This window comes from Pseudomonas sp. ASL4 (genome assembly GCF_056680395.1).
The window spans coordinates 5,206,633-5,233,075 of the sequence record NZ_CM155280.1; the positions used below are offsets into that span (position 1 = coordinate 5,206,633).

The 26,443-nt window shown below is 59.9% G+C and carries 30 protein-coding genes; 13 read left to right on the forward strand and 17 right to left on the reverse strand.

Annotated features, from left to right (window positions below; genetic code table 11):
• The first annotated feature begins 5 nt into the window (after positions 1–5).
• The 3 genes from AC1MEW_RS23460 (at position 6) to AC1MEW_RS23470 (ending at position 4,747) form a co-directional block, all read left to right on the forward strand.
• Positions 6–1,580, forward strand: coding sequence for a flavin monoamine oxidase family protein (locus AC1MEW_RS23460; protein WP_480423766.1), 1,575 nt, complete (start codon positions 6–8; stop codon positions 1,578–1,580).
• A 155-nt stretch (positions 1,581–1,735) separates the two neighbouring features.
• Positions 1,736–2,233 carry a RidA family protein gene (locus tag AC1MEW_RS23465; protein ID WP_201256455.1) on the forward strand — a complete coding sequence of 166 codons (498 nt, stop codon included), beginning with the start codon at positions 1,736–1,738 and terminating at the stop codon, positions 2,231–2,233.
• A 36-nt stretch (positions 2,234–2,269) separates the two neighbouring features.
• A complete protein-coding gene (locus AC1MEW_RS23470; protein WP_480423768.1) occupies positions 2,270–4,747 on the forward strand; it encodes a TonB-dependent receptor plug domain-containing protein in 2,478 nt (825 codons plus the stop codon).
• Between the two features lie 221 nt (positions 4,748–4,968).
• Here the strand turns inward: AC1MEW_RS23470 and AC1MEW_RS23475 are convergent, their stop codons facing one another.
• Together AC1MEW_RS23475 and AC1MEW_RS23480 are read right to left on the reverse strand one after the other, a co-directional pair.
• Entirely contained in the window at positions 4,969–5,211 is a 243-nt protein-coding gene (locus AC1MEW_RS23475) for a hypothetical protein (RefSeq protein WP_201256474.1), read from the reverse strand.
• Between the two features lie 20 nt (positions 5,212–5,231).
• Positions 5,232–5,567, reverse strand: a complete 336-nt coding sequence (locus tag AC1MEW_RS23480) for a hypothetical protein (RefSeq protein WP_201256453.1) — start codon at positions 5,565–5,567, stop codon at positions 5,232–5,234.
• A 165-nt stretch (positions 5,568–5,732) separates the two neighbouring features.
• Between AC1MEW_RS23480 and AC1MEW_RS23485 the strand changes: the two genes are divergently transcribed.
• Together AC1MEW_RS23485 and osmE are read left to right on the forward strand one after the other, a co-directional pair.
• Positions 5,733–5,972: a hypothetical protein gene (locus AC1MEW_RS23485; RefSeq protein ID WP_201256452.1), complete on the forward strand. Its 240-nt coding sequence runs from the start codon at positions 5,733–5,735 to the stop codon at positions 5,970–5,972.
• A 13-nt stretch (positions 5,973–5,985) separates the two neighbouring features.
• Positions 5,986–6,342 (forward strand): osmotically-inducible lipoprotein OsmE, encoded by a 357-nt coding sequence (gene osmE, locus AC1MEW_RS23490; protein ID WP_322268259.1) that lies wholly within the window; start codon positions 5,986–5,988, stop codon positions 6,340–6,342.
• 54 nt (positions 6,343–6,396) lie between these two features.
• Here osmE and AC1MEW_RS23495 read toward each other — a convergent pair whose 3' ends face one another.
• The gene (locus tag AC1MEW_RS23495; RefSeq protein ID WP_201256450.1) at positions 6,397–6,588 is read right to left on the reverse strand and encodes an SPOR domain-containing protein; all 192 of its coding nucleotides are present in this window, start codon (positions 6,586–6,588) and stop codon (positions 6,397–6,399) included.
• Between the two features lie 220 nt (positions 6,589–6,808).
• Here AC1MEW_RS23495 and AC1MEW_RS23500 point away from each other — a divergent pair, with 220 nt between their 5' ends.
• Positions 6,809–7,171 (forward strand): NUDIX hydrolase, encoded by a 363-nt coding sequence (locus AC1MEW_RS23500; RefSeq protein ID WP_201256449.1) that lies wholly within the window; start codon positions 6,809–6,811, stop codon positions 7,169–7,171.
• A 63-nt stretch (positions 7,172–7,234) separates the two neighbouring features.
• On the opposite strand, the gene AC1MEW_RS23505 is transcribed toward AC1MEW_RS23500, so the two are convergent.
• The 8 genes from AC1MEW_RS23505 to AC1MEW_RS23540 form a co-directional block, all read right to left on the reverse strand.
• Positions 7,235–8,008, reverse strand: a complete 774-nt coding sequence (locus AC1MEW_RS23505; RefSeq protein WP_201256448.1) for a 1,6-dihydroxycyclohexa-2,4-diene-1-carboxylate dehydrogenase — start codon at positions 8,006–8,008, stop codon at positions 7,235–7,237.
• Between the two features lie 47 nt (positions 8,009–8,055).
• Positions 8,056–9,069 carry a benzoate 1,2-dioxygenase electron transfer component BenC gene (benC, locus tag AC1MEW_RS23510; RefSeq protein WP_480423770.1) on the reverse strand — a complete coding sequence of 338 codons (1,014 nt, stop codon included), beginning with the start codon at positions 9,067–9,069 and terminating at the stop codon, positions 8,056–8,058.
• A gap of 10 nt (positions 9,070–9,079) precedes the next feature.
• Positions 9,080–9,568, reverse strand: a complete 489-nt coding sequence (gene benB / locus AC1MEW_RS23515) for a benzoate 1,2-dioxygenase small subunit (RefSeq protein WP_201202789.1) — start codon at positions 9,566–9,568, stop codon at positions 9,080–9,082.
• A complete protein-coding gene (gene benA, locus AC1MEW_RS23520; protein ID WP_322268257.1) occupies positions 9,565–10,929 on the reverse strand; it encodes a benzoate 1,2-dioxygenase large subunit in 1,365 nt (454 codons plus the stop codon). Before benA ends, benB begins: the two co-directional genes overlap by 4 nt.
• A 300-nt stretch (positions 10,930–11,229) precedes the next feature.
• Positions 11,230–12,189, reverse strand: a complete 960-nt coding sequence (locus tag AC1MEW_RS23525; RefSeq protein WP_322268255.1) for an AraC family transcriptional regulator — start codon at positions 12,187–12,189, stop codon at positions 11,230–11,232.
• A gap of 148 nt (positions 12,190–12,337) precedes the next feature.
• Positions 12,338–13,267, reverse strand: a complete 930-nt coding sequence (gene catA / locus AC1MEW_RS23530) for a catechol 1,2-dioxygenase (protein ID WP_322268254.1) — start codon at positions 13,265–13,267, stop codon at positions 12,338–12,340.
• A gap of 51 nt (positions 13,268–13,318) precedes the next feature.
• Positions 13,319–13,609: a muconolactone Delta-isomerase gene (catC, locus tag AC1MEW_RS23535; RefSeq protein WP_322268253.1), complete on the reverse strand. Its 291-nt coding sequence runs from the start codon at positions 13,607–13,609 to the stop codon at positions 13,319–13,321.
• 10 nt (positions 13,610–13,619) lie between these two features.
• Complete coding sequence (locus AC1MEW_RS23540; RefSeq protein WP_480423771.1) at positions 13,620–14,768, reverse strand: muconate cycloisomerase family protein; 1,149 nt, start codon at positions 14,766–14,768, stop codon at positions 13,620–13,622.
• Between the two features lie 127 nt (positions 14,769–14,895).
• On the opposite strand from AC1MEW_RS23540, the gene AC1MEW_RS23545 reads away from it, so the two are divergent.
• Positions 14,896–15,780, forward strand: a complete 885-nt coding sequence (locus AC1MEW_RS23545) for a LysR family transcriptional regulator (RefSeq protein ID WP_480423772.1) — start codon at positions 14,896–14,898, stop codon at positions 15,778–15,780.
• 200 nt (positions 15,781–15,980) lie between these two features.
• Here the strand turns inward: AC1MEW_RS23545 and AC1MEW_RS23550 are convergent, their stop codons facing one another.
• From AC1MEW_RS23550 to AC1MEW_RS23570, 5 genes are all read right to left on the reverse strand, one after another.
• On the reverse strand, positions 15,981–16,223 hold the full coding sequence (locus tag AC1MEW_RS23550) for a DUF1652 domain-containing protein (RefSeq protein ID WP_201257476.1): 243 nt from the start codon (positions 16,221–16,223) through the stop codon (positions 15,981–15,983).
• 116 nt (positions 16,224–16,339) lie between these two features.
• Positions 16,340–17,239, reverse strand: a complete 900-nt coding sequence (locus AC1MEW_RS23555; protein ID WP_201257477.1) for a polysaccharide deacetylase family protein — start codon at positions 17,237–17,239, stop codon at positions 16,340–16,342.
• Positions 17,240–17,387: 148 nt separating this feature from the next.
• A complete protein-coding gene (locus tag AC1MEW_RS23560; RefSeq protein WP_201257478.1) occupies positions 17,388–17,705 on the reverse strand; it encodes an AtuA-related protein in 318 nt (105 codons plus the stop codon).
• Positions 17,702–19,066 (reverse strand): acyclic terpene utilization AtuA family protein, encoded by a 1,365-nt coding sequence (locus AC1MEW_RS23565; RefSeq protein ID WP_480423773.1) that lies wholly within the window; start codon positions 19,064–19,066, stop codon positions 17,702–17,704. Before AC1MEW_RS23565 ends, AC1MEW_RS23560 begins: the two co-directional genes overlap by 4 nt.
• The gene (locus AC1MEW_RS23570; RefSeq protein ID WP_201257480.1) at positions 19,067–20,359 is read right to left on the reverse strand and encodes a CitMHS family transporter; all 1,293 of its coding nucleotides are present in this window, start codon (positions 20,357–20,359) and stop codon (positions 19,067–19,069) included.
• A 131-nt stretch (positions 20,360–20,490) separates the two neighbouring features.
• Here AC1MEW_RS23570 and AC1MEW_RS23575 point away from each other — a divergent pair, with 131 nt between their 5' ends.
• Positions 20,491–21,393 (forward strand): LysR family transcriptional regulator, encoded by a 903-nt coding sequence (locus AC1MEW_RS23575; RefSeq protein ID WP_322268249.1) that lies wholly within the window; start codon positions 20,491–20,493, stop codon positions 21,391–21,393.
• On the opposite strand, the gene AC1MEW_RS23580 is transcribed toward AC1MEW_RS23575, so the two are convergent.
• Complete coding sequence (locus AC1MEW_RS23580) at positions 21,367–22,314, reverse strand: ABC transporter substrate-binding protein (RefSeq protein ID WP_480423774.1); 948 nt, start codon at positions 22,312–22,314, stop codon at positions 21,367–21,369. The genes AC1MEW_RS23575 and AC1MEW_RS23580 overlap by 27 nt on opposite strands.
• A 295-nt stretch (positions 22,315–22,609) precedes the next feature.
• Here AC1MEW_RS23580 and AC1MEW_RS23585 point away from each other — a divergent pair, with 295 nt between their 5' ends.
• The 5 genes from AC1MEW_RS23585 to AC1MEW_RS23605 all read left to right on the forward strand — a co-directional run bounded on the left by AC1MEW_RS23585 (position 22,610) and on the right by AC1MEW_RS23605 (position 26,228).
• A complete protein-coding gene (locus AC1MEW_RS23585) occupies positions 22,610–23,596 on the forward strand; it encodes an aliphatic sulfonate ABC transporter substrate-binding protein (protein ID WP_201257483.1) in 987 nt (328 codons plus the stop codon).
• 114 nt (positions 23,597–23,710) lie between these two features.
• A complete protein-coding gene (locus AC1MEW_RS23590) occupies positions 23,711–24,547 on the forward strand; it encodes an ABC transporter permease (protein WP_201257484.1) in 837 nt (278 codons plus the stop codon).
• A 3-nt stretch (positions 24,548–24,550) separates the two neighbouring features.
• Positions 24,551–25,264: an ABC transporter ATP-binding protein gene (locus tag AC1MEW_RS23595; protein WP_201257485.1), complete on the forward strand. Its 714-nt coding sequence runs from the start codon at positions 24,551–24,553 to the stop codon at positions 25,262–25,264.
• A gap of 278 nt (positions 25,265–25,542) precedes the next feature.
• Positions 25,543–25,815 carry a hypothetical protein gene (locus AC1MEW_RS23600; RefSeq protein WP_201257486.1) on the forward strand — a complete coding sequence of 91 codons (273 nt, stop codon included), beginning with the start codon at positions 25,543–25,545 and terminating at the stop codon, positions 25,813–25,815.
• Between the two features lie 185 nt (positions 25,816–26,000).
• Positions 26,001–26,228 (forward strand): DUF6555 family protein, encoded by a 228-nt coding sequence (locus AC1MEW_RS23605; RefSeq protein ID WP_480423775.1) that lies wholly within the window; start codon positions 26,001–26,003, stop codon positions 26,226–26,228.
• The last annotated feature ends 215 nt before the right edge of the window (positions 26,229–26,443 follow it).

A 26,443-nucleotide genomic window follows, 5' to 3' on the forward strand; every position in this document is an offset into this window, starting at 1 on the left:
AAACCATGGCTTTCACCCGCAGAGAAATGATTACCCGCATCGCCGCCGTCGGCGGCTATAGTGCCGCGGTCAGCGCCCTCGGCGCGCTGGGACTCACCCCTCAGGCAATGGCCGCCACCTTCACCCCGCTGCAACTGGGCAGCAGTGGTAAAGGTAAAAACGTGGTGGTGGTCGGTGCCGGGATTTCCGGCCTGGTCAGTGCCTACGAGCTGCGCAAGGCCGGTTTTACAGTGACCATTCTGGAAGCCCGCGAGCGGGTTGGCGGGCGCAACTGGACCCTGCGTCGCGGCACCAAAGTCGATTTCGACGATGGCGTCAGCCAGACCGTCGACTTCGATGAAGGCCACTTTTTCAACGCCGGCCCGGCGCGGATTCCCAGCCATCACCAGACGATCCTCGGCTACTGCCGCGAGTTGGGCGTCGAGTTGCAAGTGCTGGTCAACAGCAGTCGCAATGCACTGGCCTTGCCGGACCCAAACAAACCGGCGTTCCAGTTGCGCCAGGCAGTCAACGACACTCGCGGCCAGTTGTCCGAACTGCTGGCGCGCACCGTCAGCCGCAAAGCCCTCGATCAGGACTTGAGCGTCGATGACCGCCAGGCGCTGCTGAACTTCCTCAAGGTCTATGGCGACCTGAATGCCGACTTCCAATACAAGGGCTCGGTACGCTCGGGTTACACCCGCGTACCGGGTGCCGGCGATCAAACCGGCGTGACCCGGGCGCCGCTGGAGCTGCAAACCCTGCTCAACCCCAAGCTCTGGGGTGCGTTGGTGTTCGATGAAATCCCGGAGTTTTCCTCGACCATGTTCCAGCCGGTCGGCGGCATGGACCGGATTCCCTATGCGTTCTACGACAAGCTAAAGGATGCGGTGCGCTTCAACGCCGAAGTCAGCGACATCCAGACTTCCGAAAACGGCAGCCGCATCACCTACCGGGATCGCAAGACCGGCAAGACCCAAACCCTGAACGCCGATTACGCCGTGGTCACGGTGCCCCTGCCGTTGCTGGCCAAACTGCCGAGCAACTTCAGCCCGCCGTTCAAGCAAGCGATTCTCAGCGCCCAAAGCGACCAAGCGAACAAAGTGGCCTGGCAGTCACCACGCTTCTGGGAAACCGACTTCAACATCTACGGCGGATTGTCTTACCTGGATCATGAAGTCAAAGGTCTGTGGTATCCGAGCGATCGGTTGAACAGCGCCCAGGGGATTCTGGTCGCGGCTTACAACACCAGCGAATCGGCCCAATCCTTCAGCAAAAAAACCATCGCCGAACAGTTTGCCTCCTCGCGGCAAGCCGTCGAACTGCTGCACCCCGGACACAGCGCCAAGCTGCAAAAACCGGTGGCGATCAACTGGGCCAAGGTGCCTTTCAGCAAAGGCCCGTGGATCGTCAACGATGAAGTTGGCGAGAGCGCCTACCAGATCCTCAACGAGCCCCAGGGCCGTACTTACCTGGCCAGCGACGCCCTCGCCCACGGCGGTGTCGGCATCTGGCAGAACAGCGCCGCCGACTCGGCGCGACGCATCGTCGGGCTGATTGGCCGACATGCCGAACGTACCCCATCGGGCGTTGCTGCCTGATGCCAGTCAGTTAAGCGCAAACCATGTGGGAGCGGGCTTGCTCTCGAAGGCGGTGTATCAGCCGCCATCAATGTTGCCTGACACACCGCCTTCGCGAGCAAGCCCGCTCCCACAGGTTCATCTCCCCTGACTCTTTTCAATTAAAGGACTGAACGATGAAAACCCTTACTTTGCTCACAGGACTGCTCATGACCGCAACCGCCCTCACCAGCCACGCCGACGAGATCAAACGCATCGCCCTGCCCAACTCGAACTTCCCGATTTCGCTGGCAGTGTCGGTGCCGGCGCAAACCGAGCTGCTGTTTGTCAGCGGATTGCTCGCCGACGTGCACGACCCGAAAGCGCCGAAGGATTCCTTCGCGGCCTATGGCGATACCGCAACCCAAACCACTTCAATCCTGAACAAACTCAAAGGCGTGTTGCAAAGCCAAGGCCTGGACCTCGGTGACGTGGTGCAACTGCGGGTGTTCCTGGTGGGCGATCCGGCCAAGAGCAACAAGCTCGATTTCGCCGGGTTACAGGAAGGCTATACGCCGTTTTTCGGCAGTACCGCACAACCGAACAAACCGGCACGCACGGCGATTCAGGTCGTGGCCCTGCCGCTGCCCGGCGGTCTGGTGGAAATCGAAGCCGTCGCCGCCCGCAAGAAATGACACGGACATCACCCGACACTCAGGAGCTTCACCCTTATGCGCAACTGCCCAGTACCTGCTTACCGTCCTTTATTACTGCCGCTGTCCTTTGCCTGTAGCCTGACCTCGTTCAGCCTCGAAGCCGCTGAAACCGGGTCGCCGACCCTCGACACCGTTGTCGTCACCGGCAACCGTGGTGCCGAACAACGTACCGTCACCACCAGCCCGACACCCATCGACGTGGTGACCGGCGAACAATTGCGCTCCGTCGGCAAACCCAGCCTGCTGGAAGCGCTGAGCAAATTCATCCCGTCATTCAACCTGCCGGACCGCGCAGGCTGGGATGCCAGCGGCGTGGTGCGCTCGGCAACCCTGCGCGGTTTGACCGCGTCCCATGTGCTGGTGCTGGTCAACGGCAAGCGCCGGCACACCAGCGCGACGTTGAATATCAATGGGATCAACAGCGGTGCAGCACCCAGCGACCTGGATTTGATCCCGGTGGCGTCCATCGACCATATCGAGGTGCTGCGCGACGGTGCGGCGGCGCAATACGGTTCGGATGCGATCGCCGGGGTGATCAACATCATCCTCAAGCAGACCACCGGCGGCAGCTCCGACACAACCCTCGGCCAGGGCTATGACGGCAAACGCGGCACCGGCCAGGAAGCGCTCAATTATGGTTTTCAGGTGGGCGAAGCCGGAGTGCTCAACGTCTCCCTCGACACCCGCTATCAGGAACGTGACAACAAGGCCGGCAGCAACGGCTACAGCGCCCATTACTACCCGCAGGCCGACGGCTCGCCGGACCCGCGCGAGGCCGACGCCAGCCACCACACCTATAAAGGCTACGGCTTGCCCCGCAGCCAATTGGCCGATGCTGGCTATAACCTCGATCTGCCGCTGAACGACGCCGTGACGCTGTATTCGTTCTCGACCCTGGCTACCCGCGAGAACAACGACGGCCAGAACTTCCGCCTGCCCAGCGGACGCAACACCATCACCACCGGCCCTAATGGTTATCCCGACGGTTACAGCCCTTACTGGCTGGTCAACGAAACCGACTTCCAGTCGGCCTTCGGCGCCAAGGGTGACAACTTCGGCGGCTGGGCCTGGGACCTGAGCAGCACCTACGGGCGCAACTACGCCAAACAACGGACTTACGACAACCAGAACCCGTCACTGGGGGAAAACACGCCGAACAAGTTCACCTCTGGCATCTACATCGCAGACCAACTCACCAGTAACCTCGACCTGAAGAAAAGCTACGAGATCGGTCTGGCTAAACCGATGGATGTGGCTTTCGGTTTCGAGCATCGGCGGGAAAGCTACGAGACCCGCGCCGGGTCCGAGGCCTCTTATATTGATGGCGGCTACGTGTTCCCGGACGATAGTCCGCGCGCCGGGCAACGTCCTGATCCGGGTGCGCAAGTCACCAACGGCATCACCCCTGAAGATGCGCAGAAAGTCAGCCGCAACAGCGTCGCCAGTTACATCGACCTCGGCTTCTACCCGGTCGAGCAGTGGTACTTCGGCGTCGCCGGGCGCTACGAGCACTACAACGAAGGCATCGGCGGTACGCGCAGTGGCAAACTCAGCACCCGCTACGAGTTCAACCCGCTGTTCTCGGTGCGCGGCAGCGTCAGCAATGGCTTTCGCGCTCCGTCGCTGGCCAACCAGATTTTCACCGCGCGCTCGACCGGGTTCGACACCATCAATGGCGTCTACCAGTCCTACAACTATGTGATCCTGCCGGTGGATTCAGCGGGCGCCCAAGCCCTTGGGGCCCAAGCGTTGAAGCCAGAGCGTTCGACCAACTTCAGCCTCGGTTTCGCACTGACCCCCAGCGAAGACCTGAGCCTGACCGTCGACGGCTACGTGATCAACCTGCGCGATCGGCTGGTGCTCAGCGAACGCTTCCAGGGCCCGGGCGTCGCCAGCCTGCTCGACAGCATCGGCGTGCCGGCCACTGCGGGCGCGCAGTACTTCACCAACGGCGCCAACACCCGCACGTCCGGGGTCGATGTGGTCGGCAACTATCGGCAAAACCTGAACCGCTATGGCACGGTGAAGTGGACCGCGGCGCTGAACTACAACCACACGCAAATCCTCAGCGTGAACGACACACCGGAGCAATTGACTGCGTTGGGGGGCAACTTTCAACTGATGGGCCGCCAATCCCGGGCGCTGATTACCAAGACCTCGCCAAGCAGCAAGATGATTTTCTCCGCCGATTGGGGCATCAGCGACGTCGACGTCAATCTGCGCCTGACCCGTTACGGCAAATACACCGAGGTCAACAGCTCGAGCGATCCGAGCCTGGACCGCGAGTATTCCGCCAAATGGATTACTGACCTCGACGTGGCGTATGCGCTGACCAAGCAACTGACCGTGGCCCTGGGTGCGCAGAACCTGTTCGACAAATACCCCGACCACATCGGCGTGCCCAATTCTTCGTTCGGCGACAACTGGGGCAGCTACTCACCGTTTGGCTTTACCGGTGGTTACTACTACACCCGCGTGCAATACGCGTTTTGATTGGCAAATCGAAGGCAAAAAAAAATCCCAGGCAGCTGATGGACGCCTGGGACTTAAAAATGCATAAACCGTGGTGGTGAACGCGGGGCGATATTAACCTACTAAAACACTTTGAAACAATATATTTCTGCGCACCGTTCGGTTAATTAAGAACGTAACCCGTTATATATCAACACTATTTGTGCGGAAATCGATACCGTTGGTCAGTCCTGAGCGATCCATCAAGCAATCGGAATCAGTGGATCGGCAGCCGCCCAAGCTGTTTCACAATTGGCTGCTTGCGGATAAATCCAAACGGTGTTGGGCGTAAGGCCCCGCCGGAGTTCTCCGGACAAGTGGATGAATGGCTGGTTGAGCGCAACGAGAAGAAAAGCGCGGCTGGCACTGAGCAAACGATCCCAGTAACTGACGTTACAGACTAAAAAAAAGCAGAAACCGGAAAATCCGGCTTCTGCTTTTTTCAAAGTCGTTACAGCTTCAGGCCTTACAGGCAGTCACGCACCGCTTTTCTCATCGCCGCGGATTTCGCCCAAGGCGGCCCCTGATACAGCGACACCCGGCTGCCATCCTTCGATTTCACGATATCCAGAATCTCATCCGCCGTGATGATGCTCGGCGCGGTCAGGCGGTAGCCGTTGGAAATGCCTATCTGCGTCGTTTTTGGAATCTGCTCCTGCCACAAAGGCAGCACGCAAGCGAGGTACTCTTTGGGCGGCTTGGCGCTGTATTTGCTGACGTTGGGCTCGCCTGGCACCAGGGACGCAGGCAATGAACATCCCGCCAACATAGCCACCGCTACCCCCGCTATCAACATCCGCATGACGCTTCCTCACCCTGAAAAACGGCGAATGTAGCGCGTAGCCGCTCAGACATCCAGCGAACGATTGGCGAAAGCGACAGAACCGACGCATGCCCTTGCAAACGGCACACTCCACGCCGCAATCGGGACTAATCTTTCGTAGCGGGGATTTTGCAGGAGATCATCATGCGGCTTAACGAATTCGAGCAGGAACTTCAGCGCGACCTACAAAGTGTGGAATCGAATCTGCGCTGGTCGGCGGTAGAACTTTTGCGCCTGGCGGAACAGTTTCGCCTGGCTGGCAACGAAGTGGATGCCCAAGTAGCCCTAAGGCTGCGCGAGGTGCTCCAGGGGGACGAAGAACGACTCAAAAGCTACGCCGATGAAGTGAAGGCGCGGCACATCAGTCGAACGAAAGCTCACTAACGGGACCACTGCCATGAACAAGCCTCTGTTCGCACTGCTCGCCGTGCTGGCGGCGTCGAGCGGTTGCGGCTCCGATTCACAGGTCTATCGCAACCAGCCGTTGGTCGCCAAGATCGAAAACGGCATGAGCCAGGATCAAGTCCAGCAGATTGGCGGCAAACCGCTGGCCATCACTGATCGCACGGTGGAGCCCGGCACCTGCTTTGACTACAAACTGGTTCAGGCCGGTCATCAACAGCTCTACAACGTCAGTTTCGATGGCGCGGGCAAGGTCGACCACACCAGCTTCATGAGCTGCGCGGAGTGGAGCAATGCCCAACAGAGAGCCAGGGAGCCCTCCCACTCTGTCAGCAGTGGTGGAGGCTACTGAACGATCATCCATGAAAAGCCCCGGCAAAAACCGGGGCTAACCACACTCGATTGACTACTGGCTACGCGCCGGTCGTCTAGACCGCGCCTTATACGCCGGTAAAGACGCCGCAAAGGCCAGTGCCTCTTCCCGACTGGCAAAGGCGCCCAGGCGGTCATCTTTGGTGCATACCCGCCAAGGGCCGTGGTTCACGCTGAGTACGTCGTAACCGTTCATGTGCATCTTGGTCAGCATCTCAATGCTCATCGTCACCTCCATATGGGCTGTGAAAACCCACGATTGAGGCGACTACCTTACACCCGGCCTTTGCCAACGTGCCGACCAGACGTCGCGAGGGCATGGCAGCATCCGGTTGCACTTTCGGCTTGCACGACCACTCCAACCCTTCAAACTCCCGCCGCACGGGCCTCGGCCTGAATATTGCATTTTTATGACTTATTTGTGACAAACGGCAATCAGGTAACACATGAAAGTACGCGCCACCGTTATTTGCGAGCAAGACCGACATGTCCTCCTGGTGCGCAAGCCCCGATGTCGCTGGACCTTGCCTGGCGGAAAGGTCGAGCCTGGGGAAACCAAAGTGGACGCGGCCACGCGAGAGCTGGCGGAAGAAACCGGGCTCGGGGTCGATGGCATGTTGTACCTGATGGAACTGGAAGACGGCAGCACCCGGCACCATGTTTACGAAGCGTCGGTGGTGAACCTGCATGAGGCCCGGCCGCTGAATGAGATTATCGATTGCATGTGGCATCCACTGGATGCCATTCACAACCTGAAAATCAGCGACGCCACGCTGCGCATCGTCAAAGCGTATCAGCGCCGCTTGTAAGGTGGGCTATGTCGTGGCTCACCACCATGACTCCTGTTTGTGTGATGTTTTTAACGAGTCGTGTCAGCCCTGGTCGCCGCCGCCCACCGGCATGATCATGCCGGTAATGTAAGAGGCCTCGTCGCTGGCCAGAAACAAGATAGCGCTTGCCTGCTCATCTAGCGTGCCGTAGCGCTTCATCAAACTGCTGTCGAGGGTTTGGTCGACGATCTGCTGATACCAAACCTTTTCCTCAGCGCTTTGCTCTGTGGTGTTGCGCGGGATAAGTCGCGGCGGTGCTTCGGTTCCACCGGGGGCAGTCGCGTTGACCCGAACCCCGCGACCGGCGGTTTCGAATGCCAGGCAGGCGGTCAGCGCGTTGACCCCACCCTTCGCAGCGCCATAAGGCACGCGATTGACGCTGCGGGTGGCAATGGATGAAACGTTGACGATGGCACCACTCCCTTGCTCAAGCATGAACGGCAGCGCGGCATGACAACACCACAGCGTCGGGAACAGCGAGCGGCGAACTTCGGCTTCGATCTGCTGCGCGTCGTAGTGCTCGAACGGTTTGGCCCAGATCGTCCCGCCGACGTTATTGACCAACACATCCAGGCGCCCGAAACGTTCGACGGCGGCTCGCATCACCCGGCTGCATTCGCTGTAATCCTCAAGATCAGCGGTCAGAGCGAGTACCTGACTGCCCTGCCCCAGTTGTTTTTGGACTTCGAATACCAGCTCCGCGCGATCCACCAGAATCAACTTCGCGCCTTCAGCGGCCATGCGCTCGGCGACGCGCCGACCAATGCCTTGCGCAGCCCCGGTAATCAACGCGACTTTTTCATCAAATCTGTTCATACATACCTCATGACAACGACCCTCTCCCGTAGGAGCTGCCGAAAAATTTATGCCGCGCTGGCAGCAAACTTCTCGTAGTAGAAATTGACCGGCGCAATGCCTTGTTCGCGAATGAACTGACTGACCGCCTCAACCATCGGCGGCGGGCCGCACAGGTAGACATCGACGTCGCCATCGTTCAAATGCCGAGGCTCGATGTGCTGGGTCACATAACCCTTGAGCGGATGCCGGCTATCGGGGTTGGCCACGCAGGCGCTGAAACTGAAGTTCGGAATCCGTGCAGCGAACGCTTCGAGTCGATCCATTTCCACCAGGTCGAAGTCATTGGTCACGCCGTAGATCAGATGCAGCGGTTGCTCGCTGCCCTGCTCCGCGATTTTTTCCAGCATCGCGGTGAACGGCGCCAGCCCGGTGCCGCCGGCAAGCAACAGCAACGGACGGCGGATGTCGCGCAAATAGAAACTGCCCAACGGTCCGGCCAGGGTCATGTTGTCGCCGGCCTTGGCCATGCCGGTGAGGAAGCTGCTCATCAAGCCGCCGGGCACGTTGCGGATCAGGAAACTGACCTCGCCGTCGCGCTGCAACGAGCTGAACGAATAGGCGCGGGTCTGCGCGCTGCCGGGAACCCCGAGGCTCACATACTGCCCCGGCAGGAACGCCAGTTTGTTCAGGGCCTCGCCCTTGATCGACAGCGCGATGGTGCTGTCGGACAACTGGCGCACGGCACTGATGGTCGCTTCAAAACTGGCCTGACGGGTGCGACAGACATCCGACGATACCGGCACCCGCACCACGCAATCGCTCTGGGCGCGCATCTGGCAGGTGAGGACGAAACCTTGCTTGGCTTCATCGGCACTGAGGGCGTCGTCGATGTATTCCTCGCCCAAATCGTAACGACCGGCCTCGGCGAAGCATTTGCAGGTGCCGCACGCGCCATCGCGGCAATCCAGCGGAATATTGATGCCCTGACGATACGCGGCATCGGCCACGGTTTCGTCGGGGTTGGCGTCGATGAAACGGGTGACGCCGTCTTCGAAATTGAATGCGATGGAATGAGTCATGACAGCCGCCTCACAGGTGGTAAACATCGATGACCTGGCGAACGTAATCGTTCTTCAGGACTACTTTCTTGGCCTTGATCAACGGGTTTTCACCGCGCACATCCAAGGTGTAGAAACTGCTGCCGAAATAGCTGTCGACGGTCTTGTAGCGAAAGCTCAGGGTGTGCCAGTTGAAGCGCACTTTGCACAGGCCGTCGGCTTGTTCGAGCAGCTCGATGTTGCTCAGGTTGTGCGAGGTGCGGGTGTCCGGAATGCTCGCACTGGAACGCTCGGTCTTGATGCGGAAGATGCGGTCTTCCAGGCCGGTGCGGTTGCCGTACCAGATCAGCGAGATTTCCCGCTGCGGGTCTTCGGTGAGCTCGTCGTTGTCGTCCCAGGACGGCATCCAAAAGGTGGCGTCCGGGGCGTACAGCTCCAGCCACTCGTCCCACTGTTTGTCGTCGAGGTAGCGGGCCTCACGGTAGAGAAAATCGCGCACGGCCTCATAGGTGATGGTCATTGCACGGCCTCCACGGCGATCAGCTCGGACTGTTCAGCGGCCAAGGCCTTGAGCATCGTCTGCTGCCAATATTTGTGTTGCAGTACGAACAAGCCTTCGTCTTCGGTGCGCACGCCGCTGAGCAGCGGATGCAGGTCGATCTCTTTGGCCGCGTCGTCGGCGCCTTCGATCCAATGCTCGGCACCGCGGGACATGTCATTCCAGGTCGTGACGCTGCCCTGATAACCGGTCTGGCAGGAACGAAACTCCTCCAGATCATCCGGGGTCGCCATGCCGCTGACGTTGAAGAAATCCTCGTACTGCCGAATCCGGCTGGACCGCGCGGTGTCGCTTTCGCCTTTGGGGGCGATGCAGTAGATGGTGATTTCCGTGCGATTGACCGAGATCGGCCGGGCGATGCGTATCTGCGAGCTGAACTGGTCCATCAGGTAGACGTTCGGGTACAGGCACAGGTTGCGCGAATTCTCGATCATCCAGTCGGCGCGGGCCTGGCCGAAGTCCTGCGCCAGTTCATCACGACGCTCGTACAACGGACGGTCTTCGGGGTTGGCCCAACGGGTCCAGAGCAGCATGTGGCCCTTGTCGAAGGAATAGAAACCACCGCCCTGCTTGGCCCAACTGCCGGCACTCATGGTCGGATTGCTATCGCCAGCCTCGCGCTGTTTACGCTGGTTTTGGGTGGCCGCGTAGTTCCAGTGCACGGAGCTGACGTGATAGCCGTCAGCACCGTTTTCGGCGGTGAGTTTCCAGTTGCCTTCGTATATATAGCTGGATGAGCCGCGCAGCACTTCCAGGCCATCGGCGGACTGATCGACAATCATGTCGATGATCTTCGCCGACTCGCCCAAATGCTCCACCAGCGGCACCACATCAGCCTTGAGGCTGCCGAACAGGAAGCCGCGATAGGACTCAAAACGCGCGACTTTGGTCAGGTCGTGGGAGCCTTCGCAATTGAAGCTCGCCGGGTAGCCGGCCGCCGCCGGGTCCTTGACCTTCAGCAGCTTGCCGGAGTTGTTGAAGGTCCAACCGTGGAATGGGCAGGTGTAGGAGCTTTTGTTGCCGGTCTTGTGCCGGCAGAGCATCGCGCCGCGATGGCTACAGGCATTGATAAACGCGTTCAGTTCACCGTCCTTGTTGCGCGCGATAAAGATCGACTGGCGCCCCATGGTGGTGGTGTAGAAATCGTTGATCCTGGGGATCTGGCTTTCGTGGGCCAGGTACAGCCAGTTGCCTTCGAAGAGGTGCTGCATCTCCAGGTCGAACAGCCGTGGGTCGGTGAACATCTCGCGTTTGCAGCGGTAGATGCCGTGGTCTTTGTCGTCTTCAAGCAGGGAGTGAAGGTATTCGGGTCGCAGGGACATGGCCGCCGCCTCCATTGTTTTTATTCAGGCAGGGCCATGCTAGGACGGAGGAATGGGACGGACTATCCGCTGGGTGCAGACCTTTATCCGTTTTGTGCAGCCGACAATGCTTGCTTGATACCTGTCACCTGAGAGCGACGCTGAACCTGTGGCGAGGGGGCTTGCCCCCGTTGGGTCGCGCAGCGGCCCCCGGCATTCTCACAGTTTCACCGAGGCGCCTGGATTGACGACTGCTGCGCAGCCGAACGGGCGGTGCGGCGATCCGACAAGCCCCCTCGCCACAGGTATTTGGTGCTCAGTCTAGTGCCGGCGCTTGAGGGTGTCGGACGGCAGTTCGCCGAACTGTTTGCGGTAGCTGTCGGAGAACCGTCCCAGGTGCAAGAAGCCGTAATCCATGGCCACTTCCGTGACGTTGCGCACGTTGCAGGTCGGGTCACTCAGGCAGGCGTTGATGCGTTCGAGGCGCTTTTGCCGGATGTAGTTTTTCGGCGTGGCCCCCGCGTTGCGTTCGAACAAGCCATATAGCGAACGCACGCTCATCCGCGCCTGGCGGGCCAGTTCTTCGCTGTCGATGTCTTGCTTGAGATGGCGCGCGATGTAGTCGGCAATGCTGTCGAACGTGGCCGACGGTGAACCGAGGCTAACGCGGCTGACATTGGTTTTCATCAGGCTGAGCATCTTGCTGACGATGATCTGCGCGTAGTGCTCCTGAACCTTGAGAATCTGCTCCGTGGCCTCAGCCTCCTGGCAAATCATCGCCAGCAGGTTAACGAAACCTTCCAGCTCATTGAGCTGATAACGGTTCTCCAGAAACCGCACCCCTTGCCCCGGGTACCGCCAGCGTTGCTCGTCGCACACCGATTCGAGCAAACGAGTGGGGACTTTCAGGATGAATTTTTCACAGTCGTCGGAATAGGTCAGGTCCACCGGTTCGTCGGGATTGATCAGCAGCAATTCACCAGGTTCGAAGTAGTGTTCCTGGCCATGACCACGCCATAGGCAGTGGCCGCGCAGCAAGACTTGCAGGTGATAAATGCTCTCCAGTGCGCCAGAAGTTACCCGCACGCTGGTGCCGTAGCTGATGCGGCACAGGTCCAGGCTGGCGAACTTGCGGTGATCGAGGCTGGCCAGCGGTCGGCCGGCGCGGGGCATGAGAATGCAATGGTTGCCGACATGCTGATTGACGTAGCCCGACACCGCGTAGGGGTCGGCGTGATCGAACACTCGGCTGCGCTGACTCAACAGTTGCGCTTGCATCATCGGTTCACTCTCATTGTTGTTATGGGTTACGTCGGGCCATTCCAGGGCGGTACTCGCAATGCTGTGTCAGTCGGCCGACGTAGTGCCAGCCAGTTAACCGAAAACCCTTGTGGGAGCGAGCAGGCTCGCTCCCACAAGGGTTATGCGCTTAGTCCTCCAGTGCGCGCACACGCTCCATGCGTTGCTGCTCCTCGGGTTGCGCAGACGACTGTAGCGTGAAGTCGAAGTCGATTTCGGCAAACCGACCACTGACACCGTGGGCCGCTGCGCGTTGTGGATCGTCGCTGAAGGCGATGTGGGCAATCAACTCATCGCGGGTGGCATAGGCAAAATCGTCGTGCAGATATTTGTCGCCATCGAGATTGATCTGGGTAGTCAGGTGGCGATGATCCGGCGCCGAGATGAAGAAGTGAATGTGCGCCGGCCGCTGACCATGACGACCCAATTGATCCAGCAGTTGCTGGGTCGGACCGTCCGGCGGGCAGCCGTAGCCCGACGGCACGATGCTGCGAAAACGGTAGCGACCCTCGGCATCGGTGACGATGCGCCGACGCAGGTTGAACTCCGATTGAGCGGTATCAAAGTAAGAATAAGTGCCGCCGGTATTGGCGTGCCAGACATCCACCACGGCCCCAGCCAACGGTTCACCCGCAGTGTTGCGAATCTGGCCCTGCATGAACAGCACCACGCCCGGATCGACGCCGTCATCCAGCCGCGCCTCGCCATTTGACAGCGGCGCACCCGCCACATACAGCGGGCCTTCGATAGTCCGCGGCGTGCCGCCGGATTTGCCGGCCTGCTCGTCTTCGGCGTCCATCAGCAAATCGAGGTAATGCTCCAGGCCGAGCCCGGCGACCAGCAGGCCAGCCTCTTGCCGCGCACCCAGCACGTTGAGGTAATTGACGGCTTTCCAGAACTCTTCCGGGGTCACGGCGAGGTCTTCGATGATGTTCACCGAATCGCGCAGGATCCGGTAAACCAGCGCCTTGACCCGCGGATCACCGGCCTCGTTGAGCAGACCGCTGGCCTCTTCGAGAAACTTCTGGGCACTGGCAGTGTGGGAAATCTTGACGTTCATGGTGGTTCCTCATCTTGTCATTATTATCGTAGCGAACTGAACAGGCTGGGTTCAGCGGTCATCCTCACGAATCGAAGAAGGATGCCGGCACATCGCGGTGACCTCGATGGCCATGTACGGGTACAGCGGCAATTGCATCAGCAGGTCGTGCAGTTCCTGAACGCTGTCGACGTCGAACACGCTGTAATTGGCGTAAAGCCCGGCGATGCGCCACAGGTGACGCCACTTGCCCTGCTCTTGCAGGCGCTGGGCCAGGGCTTTTTCGTCGGCCTTGAGCTGTGCGGCGCGCTCGGGGTTCATGTCGAGCGGCAGGTTTACGGTCATTTTTACGTGGAACAGCATGATGCTCTCCTCAGGCGTTTTGAATAGCGGTCGATGACTTGTCGCGACGGAAAAACGCCAGGCGTTCCTCATCCAGCGTCAGCCCCAGCCCCGGTGTGTTCGGTACGTGCAGCTCAAAATCGCGATAGACCAATGGCTCGGTGAGAATGTCCTCGGTCAGCAGCAACGGGCCGAACAGTTCAGTGTCCCAGGCCAGTTTGTGCAACGTAATAAAGGCATGGGCCGAGGCCAGCGTGCCGATCCCGCCTTCGAGCATGGTGCCGCCGTACAGGCCGATACCGGCCGCTTCGGCAATTGCAGCGGTTCGCAGCACGGCGCGTGGGCCACCGTTCTTGGCGATCTTCAGGGCGAACACCGAAGCGGCGCCCTCGCGCGCCAGGTTGAAGGCGTCTTCCACGCATTCGATGGACTCATCAGCCATGATCGGCGCCGGACTGATGGCATTCAGGCGCACCATGCCGGCGCGGTTGTTGCGCGAGATCGGTTGCTCGATCAAGTCGATGCCGTTGCTGCCGAGAATCCGGCAGGCGCGCAGCGCGACTGATTCGTCCCAGGCCTGGTTAACGTCGACCCGCACACTGGCGCGATCACCGAGGGCTTTTTTGATCGCGATGACGTGCGCCAGGTCGCGATTGACTTCGCCGGCGCCGATTTTCAGCTTGAAGATCCGGTGGCGGCGCAGGTCGAGCATCTGCTCGGCTTCGGCGATGTCTTTGTCGGTGTCGCCGCTGGCCAGGGTCCAGGCCACCGGCAACGCATCGCGAACCCGACCACCGAGCAATTCGCTGACCGGTAGGCCGAGGCGCTTGCCTTGGGCGTCGAGCAAGGCGGTTTCGATGCCTGACTTGGCGAACGTATTACCGCGGATGCTCCGCTCCAGGCGCCACATCGCGGCGTTGACATTGCTGCTGTCCTCGCCGACCAGCAACGGTGCGAAATGTTTGTCGATGTTGGTCTTGATGCTGTCCGGGCTTTCGTTGCCGTACGCCAGGCCACCGATGGTGGTGGATTCGCCAATCCCTTCAATGCCATCGGCGCAGCGCACGCGGATGATCACCAGGGTCTGGTTCTGCATGGTGTGCATCGCCAGTTTGTGCGGGCGGATGGTCGGCAGATCGACGATGATCGTCTCGATCGATTCAATGGCTGTTGCACGCATGTCGATACCCGTCAGGTTCTTTAAGTTCTGAATCGGATTCTCATACGGCTTTTCAATAGCGGCCAATATAGAATTGGTCTGGCTTGATACCTTAAAGGTATTCAACTGATCAGCGTCTGGAGGCCTTATGGAACTGCGTCACCTGCGTTACTTTCAGGTGTTGGCTCAAACCCTCAACTTCACCCGCGCCGCCGAACGGCTGCACATCGCCCAGCCGCCCCTGAGCCGGCAGATCCAGCAACTGGAAGACGAACTCGGGGTGCAACTGCTTGAACGTGGGCGGCCGCTGAAGCTGACCGAGGCCGGGCGGTTTTTCCATGAGCACTCCAGTGCGCTGCTGGAGCAACTGAACAAGGTCTGCGACAACACGCGACGGATCGGTCTGGGCGAACAGACCTGGCTGGGCATCGGTTTCGCGCCGTCGACACTCTACGGCGTGCTGCCGGAACTGATCCGCCGCTTGCGCAACCATGAGCATCTGGAGCTCGAACTGGGGTTGTCGGAAATGACCACCCTGCAACAGGTGCAGGCGCTCAAGGCTGGGCGGATTGATGTCGGTTTCGGTCGAATCCGTATCGACGACCCGGCGATCATCCAGACCGTGCTGACCGAGGATCGGCTAGTCGCCGCCCTGCCCGCCGGCCATCCGTTGCTGACCCGCCCGATCAGCCTGCGCGAACTGGCGAAGGAGCCTTTCGTGCTCTATCCCGGCAACCCGCGACCGAGTTACGCCGATCATGTGATCGCGCTATTCGAATCCTACGGCGTGAGCATCCATGTGGCGCAATGGACCAATGAACTGCAGACCGCGATCGGTCTGGTGGGCGCCGGCATCGGTGTCACCCTGGTGCCGGCCTCGGTGCAATTGCTGCACCGCGACGACATCGGCTTCACGCCGCTGCTGGAAGACAATGCCACCTCGCCGATTATTCTCAGTCGACGGGTGGGCGACGTGTCACCGGGGTTGAATCATTGTTTGCAGATGATTGATGAACTGCTGCCGCGGGACTGAAATGAGATTGGGTGTGCAATGAATACCTGTGGCGAGGGAGCTTGCTTGTGGCGAGGGGGCTTGCCCCCGTTCGGCTGCAAAGCAGTCGTAAATCCTGCATATGCGGTATGTCTGACAGAATGCCGGGGGCCGCTTCGCAGCCCAACGGGGGCAAGCCCCCTCGCCACAGGTTAAGTGTCTAAGTTTTAGGACTCAGTCCGTCAACCAGCAAACGCCCGGCGTCCTGCACTCATTTCGGTGCGAAGTTCGCCAATCAGGTTTGCAATGTCGCGAACTGTGGTCAGTCGCGATGGCGAGACATAGGGAAGCAACAGAGAGGTCCGCCCGGTCGAAGGCTCGTAGACCTTGATCCGTAGCGTCCCGTCGCGGTTCACCGTGCAGTCGCACGAGAGCGGACGAAAACCGGACTGCACAATGTGGCAAAGCTCTGGGACTGAAACCATGACGGGGGCCTCCATGGCTGTTGATCGGATCCAATCTGAACAGCATAGAACCGCTTTCCTTCCCGCGCTCGCGAATACCAACAATAAGTGTTATCTGCGTCTCACTTTGGTCAATCTCAATGGCTATCCCCGTCCCAAAACCAGTTCCAGATCCCCGGCAAACGGACCGGTTCTGAACTTTCGGTGACCGTGCGGGCCATCGCGGCTCGGAGCAACTGGGCTTGATCGTCATAAAACGGCTTCGGAGCGGTTTTCACCCCGGTAGCGCTGGCGCTGTCGAGCAGGATTTGCAGGTATTCGCGGGTGTGCCGGGCGGTGTAGCGATTGAGGTCGTGGAAAGTCACCACCACCGGAATCACCCCATCGACCGCAGGCAGTTCACCCTGGGCGATGCGCTCACGGACTTCCGAGAGCTGACGCAACATGTTCGCCCGTCGCCGGGGGCTGGCGTTGAAGCCCCAGATCTTGCCGTCGTTGGCGCTCAGGTCGGTCAATAACACGTGCATGCCATGTTGCTGATACGCGGCGAAGGTGCGCTTGTCGTAATTCCAGAACGGCGGACGCACCAGGGTCGGCGGCGCCCCGGTGATGGCGGCGATATCGGCACTGCCCTGGGTCAGTGACTTTTCCAGATCTTCAGGGCTCAACGAGCGATGGTTGGTGTGAAAGTGGGTGGCGGTGTGAAAACCAAGGATTTGCCCCTCGGCATGCTCACGGTGCATGACCCGGCGACCGATGTCACTGTCGCCGGCCCGTGGCGCGCCGGTCTGCACAAAGAACACCGCTTTGATGTTCGGCTGCACCGGGTTTTGCGCGAGGCTGTCGAGCACCGTGTCGGTCGGGTTCCAGAAGCTTGATGCGCTCGGGCCGTCGTCAAAGGTCAGCAGAAAGCGGATCGGCGGCTGCGCTTGCAGGCGCTGTTGCGTCTGGGGCGTCATTTCGATCGGAGCCGCAATGCAGCCCGCCAGCCCGACAACCAGGGTGAGCGCCGATAGAACCTTGAACAGTCGTGTCATGTTTTGCCTTGGGCCAGACCGTTGCGGTCGTCACGTTAATGGCAAAAACCCCTCGCCCGATGATCCTCCCGTGAGCCCGCAGGTGGCTGCGGGCTCAGGTTGGATTAGGGTACACAGTTTTGGTTCAAGTGCCGCTATTTTGGGTGTTTCATAGTTCCAGATCGAGCAACGCCGCACCCAGCGCCTTGCCGTGGGCGTCAAGAGCAAGGGAACGGGTGACGCCTCCGCGCAGAATGCCGGGCAAGACAAAGTTAAGCGCGTGGACGTTGGGCAGTTCGTAGCGTCGCAACGGTGGCCCGGATGGGTCCAGCAACTCGGCGAAATGCGCGGTGACTCGTTCCACCGTCAGCCACTGACACAAACGTGGATAGTCCTCGGCCCGAAAGGCAATCACCGAGATGTTGGAAGTGTCGCCCTTGTCGCCCGTTCGAGAATGGGCCAGCTCACGCAGCTTGATACCACTCATGCCATGTCCTCCGAATGAATCTGCACGGTGACGGCATCGCGCGGCAGTAACAGCGACGCCACCGCCACCACCTGGCGCACCGATTTGCTGGCGCCACCACCGCCGTAAGGGCCGTTGGTGTAGAGGGTTTCCACTTCGTTGCCAATGCGCACTGCTTCGGCACGATCGGCGCACCGGGCAGCCACACGCAAGCGCACTTCCCAGGGTTCGCTGTCCGCCCGCGCCCCCAGCTCAAGACCGTGCAAGGCATCAACGCCAATCAACTCGACGCGGATCTCTTCAAACGCCACACCCGTCAGTTTCAGGCGTTCCAACACCACTTCTCGCGCCAATCGCCCTCGCGCCAACGCACCCGGCCCGCCATAGGAGATCTGTCCCTCGCCGATCCAGCCATCGAGATAACCCACCGAGACTTTCAGGGATGGCGGTCGCTCCCGGCCGTCGGCGCCTACAGCCAGCACCTGATCCGGCCCTTGAACGGTGAATGACACACCGGAAAAATCGGCGCTGACATCCGGCGTGAGGTAAGCCGCCGGGTCATGCACTTCATAGATCATCTGTTCGGTGCAGGTCGCGGTATCGATGCGCCCACCCGACCCGGCGACTTTGCTGATCACTGCGCGCCCCGTGGCGTCCACTTCGGCCAGCGGAAATCCCAGGCGCGCCAGATCCGGCACGTCCTTGAACCCCGGATCGGCAAAATAGCCGCCGCTGATCTGCCCGGCACATTCGAGCAAATGGCCGACCAACGTGCCACGTCCCAACAATGTCCAATCGTCCGTCGCCCAGCCGAATTCGAATATCTGCGGCGCGAGGAACAGTGACGGGTCCGCCACGCGACCGGTGATTACCACGTCGGCATCCGCGCGCAATGCGTCGATGATGCCGTCCACGCCCAGGTAGGCGTTGGCCGAAATCAGGCGCTCGCCCAACGACGCCAGCGTCTTGCCGTTATCCAGAGTCTGCGACGGATCATCCAGCAGGGTCGCCAGCACATCGTCGCCGCTGAGCGCGATCACTTTGAGCCCCGGCAACCCCAATTCCCCGGCGATCCGCCGCACTTCCCGCGCCGCCGCCAGCGGGTTGGCCGCGCCCATGTTGGTGATCACCCGCAAGCGTCGGCGCTGACCATCGGCGCCACGCCCGACAAAGGGCAGCACCCGGCGCATGCGCTCGCCCAGCAGCGGGTCGAAGCCGGCTTGCGGGTCGAGCAGACGCGCCTGCTGCGCTAGAGCGATGGTGCGCTCGGCCAGGCATTCGAATACCAGGTAATCCAGATCGCCGTGCTCGGCCAGTTCAATCGCTGGCTCAATGCGGTCGCCGGAGTAACCGGCACCGGAACCGATGCGTAAGGTTTTCATTCAGAAGACTCCAATGAGCAGCGCGGTCAGGGTCATGAGCACCGAGGCAGCGAACAGAAAAGGGATGGTGAAGCGCTGGTGATCCGCCAGTTCGATCTTGCACAGCCCCACCAACAGGAAGGTCGCCGGGGTCAGCGGGCTGACCGGGAACCCAGTGGTGTGCACGCCCAGCAGCGACGCCTGGGCCACTTGCAGCGGATCGACACCCAAGGCCCGGCCGACCTCGGCCACCACCGGCATGATGCCGAAATAGAAGGAATCGGGATCGAACAGCAGGCTCAAGGGCATCGAGATAAAACCCACCACCATCGGAATCAGCTTGCCGTGCCCGGCGGGAATCTGCGCCACCGCAACCTCGGCCATGGCCTTGAGCATCCCGCTGCCCTGCATGATCCCGGTGAAGACCCCGGCGGCGAGCAGAATACTGGCCATTGTCAGCGCAGTTTTCGCATGGGCGTCGATGCGCGCGCGTTGGGCGTCGACGTTGGGGTAGTTAATGCACAAGGCGAGCACTGTGCCGAGCATGAACATCACCACCGGGTCGACGACCCCGGCAATCATCACGCCCATCACCACCACCGTCAGCACCAGGTTGAGCCAGAACAGCCGTGGCTTGCGCAGGGCAACTTCGGCCTCGGTCAGCACCCGTTGCGGCATCACCTCTACCGACGCCCCGGCGCCCAGGCCCAAGCGTCGTTCTTCGCGGCGACCGAGGAACCAGGCACAGGTGAAGACGAACACCAGGCCGACGATCTGCACCGGGATCAACGGCTGAAACAGGTCGGCCACTGGCACATGCAATGCCGCCGAGGAACGCAGCACCGGGCCGGTCCAGGGCAGGAAGTTAACGCCGGCAGCCATGGCCGTGACGCAAGCGAGAATGCGTTTGTCCATGCCGAGGCGCGTGTACAACGGCAACATGGCCGGGATGGTCACCAGAAACGTCACTGCTCCTGAACCGTCCAGATGCACCAACAACGCCAACAGCGCGGTGCCCATGACGATGCGCGTCGGGCGAGTGCCGACTCGCTTCAGGATGCGGTCAATGATCGGGTCGAGCATGCCGGCGTCGGTCATCACGCCGAAGAACAGAATGGCGAACACAAACATCCCGACCACCGGGGCGACGTTCTTGATGCCGGTAATGATGAAGGCGCTGGTTTGCAGACCGAAACCACCGATCAACGCAGCAATGATCGGCAAGGCGATCAGTGCAACCAGGGGCGATAGGCGTTTGCTCATCACAGCAACAAGCAAACAGAGAATGGTGATGACACCGAGTGTGGCAAGCATGGGCAGGTCCTGTTTGGCATTTCTGCTCGCGGCGGCGATGAAATGCGCTGTTGTTGTTTTCATCGAGTATTGGAATTGCAGGTAATCTTTGTAAATTGAAATGTTCGGCTGCCAGCATTCGGAAAAACAAAATGAAGAACTCGATCCAGCACATCCGCGCCTTTCTGGTCGTGGCACAAACCGGCAGCTTTTCCAAGGCAGCAGTCGCGCTGAACCTCTCGCCTTCGGCCCTGACCGTGCAGATTCAACAACTGGAAGACTGGCTCGGCGTCGCCCTGCTCGAACGCAGCCCACGGCATGTTGCGCTCACCAGCGCAGGACAAAGCGCGCTGTTGCCCATGGAAAAGCTGCTGCTGGACCTGGACAACATCGTCAGCGCGTCTAGGGATCTGGCGTCGTTGCGCCGGGGCGTGGTCACCATCGCCGCCCTGCCGTCGCTGTGTGCTGGCGCGCTACCGCCGCTGCTGAAACAGTTTCGCGAGCAGTTTCCGGGGGTCGAAGTACGGCTGCGGGACGTCGTGGCTCAACGGATCGACACGCTGGTACGTGATGGCGAAGTGGACTTCGGCCTCGGCGTGCGGGCGCGGATGAGCCATGGGCTGGAGTTTCAAACAGTGCTGGAGGATCGGCTGTGCCTGTTCATCCCCGCCAATCACCCGCTGGCCCGACGGAGCGCCGTCAAACTGAGCGAACTGACGGCGCAACCGATCATCCTGACCGGGCGCGACAGCAGCGTGCGGGAGCTTGTGGAGCAATTGTTCGCCGACGCGCAACTGCCGTTGTCGCCAGGACTGGAAGCCAATTACATGTCAACGGTGCTGGCGCTGGTGCGTCAGGGTCTGGGTGTGAGCCTGCTGCCCGAGTCAGCCGATGACGGTCGCGATGATCTAGTGAAAGTGCCGGTGGATCATCCCGGCGTCACCCGCCAGATTGGCCTGATCACCCGCACGGGCCAGGCCATGGCGCCGGCAGCACAGCGCTTTATCGACATGCTGCAGGGTGACGCGTTACTCGGCCAAGGACTTCTGGAATGAGTTGTCGATGATCGGCGCCGTCGCCATTGCTGCCGGCAGTGCCTTGACCTTGAACAGGAAGTCCGCGGTACTCTGCAAATCTGCCGCCGCTTGCTGATCCACCGGGCCGACGGTCATGTGTGCCTGGCGCAACCAATGGCGGGAAACGTCTTGATCGAGATTGGCCTTCTTTGCCCAGAGATCGGCATATTCGTCAGTGTGGTTGTCGACCCAGGCCCGGGCCTTTTTCAGGCGCCCGAGGAAGTCGGCGATGGCCTCGCGTTTGCTGTCGATTGACGGCGTCGAGGCAGCAATCGCGCTGAGGCCGGGCATCAGGTTTTTGGCTGTGAGAATCGGCCGGGCGCCGGAGAACAGAATCTGCTGGGAAATGTACGGTTCCCAGACCGGAAACGCATCGATACTGCCTTGGGGTAACGCTGCCGCAGCGTCGATCGGCATCAGTTTGATGAAGTCGACGTAGTCTTCCGGCAGGTCAGCTTGCTCCAGCGCACGCAAGGTCAGTTGCTGGCTCCAGGCGCCGGGCCAGTAGGCGACTTTCTTGCCCTTGAGGTCGGCGATAGTTTTGACCGGCGAATCCTTGGGCACCAACAAGGCGATGGTGTCCGGGTTCTGCCGTGACACGCCAATCAGCTTCACTGGTGCTTGCTTGGCGGCCAGGAACAGAAAGCCCGAATCACCGAGAAAGCCCAGGTCCAGCGCGCCGGTATTCAGCGCTTCTGCCAGCGGCGCGGCGGCCTGGAAGTGTTTCCAGTCGACGGTGTAAGGCGCGCCCTCCAACACACCCGACGCCTCGACCGAGGCGCGAACGTTGTAGTAGTTCTGGTCGCCGACATGCAGGACGACCGGTTCAGCGGCGTAGGAAAACGGCGCGGTAAACAGTGCGCTGGTCAGCAGGCTGCACAGGAATCGGGACAGGTTCATCGGAGGCTCCGGGGCTGTTATTCCGATAGACCATAACGCTCTTATCACAAGCTTTTTAAATTCGATTTATGCATAAGCTCATGACCAGTAACGGTCAGTGTTTGCCCAGCAACAGCGGCGCAACAGACTGTTTCACTGCGCACATCGAATACCCCTAAAAAACCCCGTAAAGCCCCGAAAACCGTGAAATCCAACACATGGCACAGAGCCTGCAATATTCCTTTTATGCAGGACGCATTTATACAAACCAATAATCAGGACATAAGAATCCCGTTGCCTTGCCGGAGTTGCTCCCATGAGTTCCCTCTTCCGTTTCCCCAAAGCCAGGCACCTGATCAGCGCCGTCGCCATCGCCTTAAGTATGCAACCCATGGTCCAGGCCGCCGAAACAACCCCGGCCGAAGTGCATCTGGATTACGCCTATTACTCGCCAGTCAGCCTGGTGCTCAAGCACTTCGGCTTCCTGGAAAAAGCCCTGCCCCAGACCAAAGTCGGCTGGGTGCTGAGCCAAGGCAGCAACCGCTCTCTGGAATACCTGAACAGTGGCGGCGTTGACTTCGCCTCCTCCGCCAGCCTCGCGGCCGTGTTGAGCCGGGCCAACGGTAGCCCGATCAAGTCGGTGTACGTTTACAGCCGCGCCGAATGGACCGCGTTGGTGGTGCGCAAGGATTCGCCCTACAAGACCGTGGCCGATCTGAAAGGCAAGAAAATCGCCGCCACTAAAGGCACCGATCCGTATCTGTTTACGTTGCGTAGCCTGCAACAGGCAGGCTTGAGCAAGGACGATGTGGAGCTGGTGCATTTGCAACATCCGGACGGTCGCACCGCGCTGGAAAAAGGTGACGTCGACGCTTGGGCCGGGCTTGACCCGCACATGGCCGCCAGCCAGGTCCAGGCCGGTTCCCGGTTGCTCTATCGCAACACCAACTTCAACAGTTACGGCGTGGTCAGCGTCACTGACAGCTACGCCAAGGAACACCCGAAAACCATTGAAACCGTGCTCAACGCCTATGAACAGGCGCGTGAATGGGCGGTTAAAAACCCGGAAGAACTGGCGAAACTGCTCGCCAGCGAATCCGGCCTACCGCTGGAAGTGGCCAAACTGCAACTGTCGCGAACCGACCTGAGCAGCCCGCAATTGACCGCCAAGGATGTGCTTGCCTCCAAGGCCGCGGCGCCGATTCTGGTGTCCGAAGAACTGGTTCGCCGTGGGGTGAATGTCGACCAGGTCATTGATCAACTGATCGACACCGGCTTCAAAGAAACCGTGGCCCGTCAATAAAAGCACAGCCCCTGTAGGAGCGAGGCTTGCCCGCGAAGCTTTTGGCGTTTTCAAAGGCCCCTTCGCGGGCAAGCCTCGCTCCTACAGGGATGCGATCTTTGTCTGGAGAACCCCATGACCAGCAAAAGTAAAACCCTGCCCGCCCCTCTAACATTGCCCGCACCGCGTCGCCTGAACAACGCCTGGAAACTGCGCCTAAAAGGCCTCGCCCTGCCGGTGCTGATCATCCTGGTGCTGGAATTCGTCGTACGCATCGGCTGGCTGCCGTCCTACCAAATGCCCGCCCCCAGCGACGTGGCCCTGACCCTGAGTGATCTGGCTGAAGGCGCGCTATGGAAACACATCAGCGCCAGTCTGTTGCGGGTGCTACTGGGGTTCGCCATCGGTGCCAGCCTGGCCTTGGTGTTTGCCGCGTGGGTCGGTTTGAGCCGCGAAGCCGAAGCGTATCTGGAGCCGACCTTCGCCGGTCTGCGCTCGATTCCGAGCCTGGCCTGGGTGCCGCTGTTGCTGCTATGGCTGGGCATCGACGAGACCTCGAAAATCGTCCTGATCGCCATCGGCGCCTTCTTCCCGGTGTACCTCAACGGCGTCGCGGCGATCCGCGACATCGACCGCAAACTGGTGGAAGTCGGGCAGATGTATGGTTTCAGTCGGGCCCGGCTGGTGCGGCGGATTCTGTTGCCCGCCGCCCTGCCCGGCCTGTTCACCGGACTGCGCAGCGGCATGAGCCTGGCCTGGATGTTTCTGGTGGCCGCCGAACTGATCGCCGCGACCAAAGGCTTGGGCTATCTGCTCAGTGATGGTCGCGAAACCTCACGTCCGGACATCGTCCTGGCCGCCATCATCGTGCTGGCGGTACTGGGCAAACTCAGCGACGGCATCCTCGCCGGCCTGGAGAAACGCTTCCTGGCCTGGCGCGACACCTTCAACGGCCAAAGCGCAGAGGATTGAGCCATGACCGAACACCTGCTGGACATTCGCGTGGAGCGCAAAACCTTCGCCGCTACCACCGTGCTCAACAACATTCATCTGCAATTGAACCCCCGGGAAGCCGTCAGTTTGCTGGGCCCCAGCGGTTGCGGCAAAAGTACCTTGCTGCGGATCGTTGCCGGGCTGGAAAAGGACTTTCAGGGCGAACTGCACAACAACGCCGGCGAAGTCGCATTCGTGTTTCAGGAACCGCGGCTGATGCCGTGGCTGACGGTGGAACAAAACATCGGTTTCAGCGCCGACAACCAATACGACAAGGCCTGGGTTGCGCAATTGATCGAAGAAGTCGGCCTCGGCGGTTTCGCCCAGGCATTGCCCAAGGCCTTGTCCGGCGGCATGGCGCAACGGGTGGCGATTGCGCGCGGCTTGTATTCGCGCCCGCAGGTGCTGTTGTTGGACGAACCGTTCAGCGCAGTGGACGCCTTCACCCGGATGAAACTCCAGGACCTGCTGCTGCAACTGGCCGAGCGCCACGCCATCGCACTGCTGCTGGTGACCCATGATGTCGATGAAGCGCTGTACCTGAGTGATCGGGTGCTGGTGATGGACAATCGACCCAGCAGCATTCGCCAGGAATTGGCGGTAGACCTGGCCCATCCCCGTGATCGCCGCGATCCATTGCTCGCACGACTCAAGGCGTTGTCATTGACTGAGTTGCAGCGGGCTCATGTCATCTGACGCAGATAAGGCTGAAATCTTCAGCCGACGCCTGATGAACTTGTCTATACAAATTAAAAATTTAAACGTTACATCGAGTGTTTCAGTAAAGAGACACTTATATAAGCGTGGCCATTTGACGCATCAACCGCTGGTCTGACATTTCAACCGTCATACATACATTTAGAATGACTGCAGATAGCATGCGCGCCGTATTTCCATAAACGCCTCCCAGTTGACCAAAGAGTCAACAACCCGAATAAATCCCTACAACTTTTACATACCTTGCAGAGAAATAAGTGCGCGACGATTTTGCAATCCATCAAGTCGGTGGGCTGGAGTGTGTCTATCTTTCGATGACAGAACACTTGCAACTCGACGGCTTTATCGGCCATTACATAAAGACTCGAAACCTGCGCTCAGTCGCTGACATCAACAGCACTCTGCGCTCAACCTTGCAAAGCTATCCGGGCAAGCCGCCGGTGATGGTGAATGAACTCAATGCCTGGATCGATAAAACACTCGGTTACCGAGCCGCTCATCCCGACTTCCCTCAGTTGGAAGACGTTTAGGGCAATGCTTGCGGGCTAATACAGCATAAGTACTGAACGAACCCTGAACAGAAACACTCTCAATAAAAAGGCGCAGCGGCCTCTTTTTTCAGGCGAACCCTTTCTGCATGAGGGCAATACCGCAGATCTCTCTGAATTTCCTATTTGACGACGGGCCTAAGTCTTGATGGCTTCAGGAGGAATACATGAGCGAACTTATTCCTTATGCCGTGCACTATTTGCTCGACGGTGTGCGACAGCACTTTTTCAAACTGGCGGCGGGATTTTCCGATGTCGAGGCGATTCGTTCGGCCTCCGCCCATGCTTATCCCCAAACCAGTCACAAGATTGCCCCATGCGCCAGCCTCGAAACTGCGCGGGACAAAGCGTTGCAATTGGGTATTACGCAAATACGCTGGAATGAAGCTATTTGATTCTGCTTGATGCCTGCTAAAAGATCGCAGCCTTCGGCAGCTCCTTGTATCTCGACTATTGCTCCGTCAGGAGCGATAGTTCTCGACTGATCATCGAGGGAGGGACCTGGAAGCCGTGCAGCTCCTTAGGCTTTTTGCCTGTGACGTAGATCGTGCTCCAACCCTCCGCACTCACTCGTATAGTTCGAACGGTATCTTGGGCCCGCCTCTGGCTA

Excerpts from the sequence above, each read along its gene's own strand:
- AC1MEW_RS23480 (WP_201256453.1), bottom strand. The coding sequence starts at position 5,567 with ATGCGGATGTTGATAGCGGGGGTAGCGGTGGCTATGTTGGCGGGATGT.
- AC1MEW_RS23585 (WP_201257483.1), top strand. The coding sequence starts at position 22,610 with ATGAGTTCCCTCTTCCGTTTCCCCAAAGCCAGGCACCTGATCAGCGCC.
- benC (WP_480423770.1), bottom strand. The coding sequence starts at position 9,069 with ATGACTCATTCCATCGCATTCAATTTCGAAGACGGCGTCACCCGTTTC.
- AC1MEW_RS23500 (WP_201256449.1), top strand. The coding sequence starts at position 6,809 with ATGAAAGTACGCGCCACCGTTATTTGCGAGCAAGACCGACATGTCCTC.
- benB (WP_201202789.1), bottom strand. The coding sequence starts at position 9,568 with ATGACCATCACCTATGAGGCCGTGCGCGATTTTCTCTACCGTGAGGCC.
- catA (WP_322268254.1), bottom strand. The coding sequence starts at position 13,267 with ATGAACGTCAAGATTTCCCACACTGCCAGTGCCCAGAAGTTTCTCGAA.
- catC (WP_322268253.1), bottom strand. The coding sequence starts at position 13,609 with ATGCTGTTCCACGTAAAAATGACCGTAAACCTGCCGCTCGACATGAAC.
- AC1MEW_RS23460 (WP_480423766.1), top strand. The coding sequence starts at position 6 with ATGGCTTTCACCCGCAGAGAAATGATTACCCGCATCGCCGCCGTCGGC.
- osmE (WP_322268259.1), top strand. The coding sequence starts at position 5,986 with ATGAACAAGCCTCTGTTCGCACTGCTCGCCGTGCTGGCGGCGTCGAGC.
- AC1MEW_RS23550 (WP_201257476.1), bottom strand. The coding sequence starts at position 16,223 with ATGGTTTCAGTCCCAGAGCTTTGCCACATTGTGCAGTCCGGTTTTCGT.
- AC1MEW_RS23545 (WP_480423772.1), top strand. The coding sequence starts at position 14,896 with ATGGAACTGCGTCACCTGCGTTACTTTCAGGTGTTGGCTCAAACCCTC.
- AC1MEW_RS23605 (WP_480423775.1), top strand. The coding sequence starts at position 26,001 with ATGAGCGAACTTATTCCTTATGCCGTGCACTATTTGCTCGACGGTGTG.
- AC1MEW_RS23565 (WP_480423773.1), bottom strand. The coding sequence starts at position 19,066 with ATGAAAACCTTACGCATCGGTTCCGGTGCCGGTTACTCCGGCGACCGC.
- AC1MEW_RS23590 (WP_201257484.1), top strand. The coding sequence starts at position 23,711 with ATGACCAGCAAAAGTAAAACCCTGCCCGCCCCTCTAACATTGCCCGCA.
- AC1MEW_RS23570 (WP_201257480.1), bottom strand. The coding sequence starts at position 20,359 with ATGCTTGCCACACTCGGTGTCATCACCATTCTCTGTTTGCTTGTTGCT.
- AC1MEW_RS23555 (WP_201257477.1), bottom strand. The coding sequence starts at position 17,239 with ATGACACGACTGTTCAAGGTTCTATCGGCGCTCACCCTGGTTGTCGGG.
- AC1MEW_RS23580 (WP_480423774.1), bottom strand. The coding sequence starts at position 22,314 with ATGAACCTGTCCCGATTCCTGTGCAGCCTGCTGACCAGCGCACTGTTT.
- AC1MEW_RS23525 (WP_322268255.1), bottom strand. The coding sequence starts at position 12,189 with ATGATGCAAGCGCAACTGTTGAGTCAGCGCAGCCGAGTGTTCGATCAC.
- AC1MEW_RS23505 (WP_201256448.1), bottom strand. The coding sequence starts at position 8,008 with ATGAACAGATTTGATGAAAAAGTCGCGTTGATTACCGGGGCTGCGCAA.
- AC1MEW_RS23465 (WP_201256455.1), top strand. The coding sequence starts at position 1,736 with ATGAAAACCCTTACTTTGCTCACAGGACTGCTCATGACCGCAACCGCC.
- AC1MEW_RS23495 (WP_201256450.1), bottom strand. The coding sequence starts at position 6,588 with ATGAGCATTGAGATGCTGACCAAGATGCACATGAACGGTTACGACGTA.
- AC1MEW_RS23485 (WP_201256452.1), top strand. The coding sequence starts at position 5,733 with ATGCGGCTTAACGAATTCGAGCAGGAACTTCAGCGCGACCTACAAAGT.
- AC1MEW_RS23560 (WP_201257478.1), bottom strand. The coding sequence starts at position 17,705 with ATGAGTGGTATCAAGCTGCGTGAGCTGGCCCATTCTCGAACGGGCGAC.
- AC1MEW_RS23595 (WP_201257485.1), top strand. The coding sequence starts at position 24,551 with ATGACCGAACACCTGCTGGACATTCGCGTGGAGCGCAAAACCTTCGCC.
- benA (WP_322268257.1), bottom strand. The coding sequence starts at position 10,929 with ATGTCCCTGCGACCCGAATACCTTCACTCCCTGCTTGAAGACGACAAA.
- AC1MEW_RS23470 (WP_480423768.1), top strand. The coding sequence starts at position 2,270 with ATGCGCAACTGCCCAGTACCTGCTTACCGTCCTTTATTACTGCCGCTG.
- AC1MEW_RS23540 (WP_480423771.1), bottom strand. The coding sequence starts at position 14,768 with ATGCGTGCAACAGCCATTGAATCGATCGAGACGATCATCGTCGATCTG.
- AC1MEW_RS23575 (WP_322268249.1), top strand. The coding sequence starts at position 20,491 with ATGAAGAACTCGATCCAGCACATCCGCGCCTTTCTGGTCGTGGCACAA.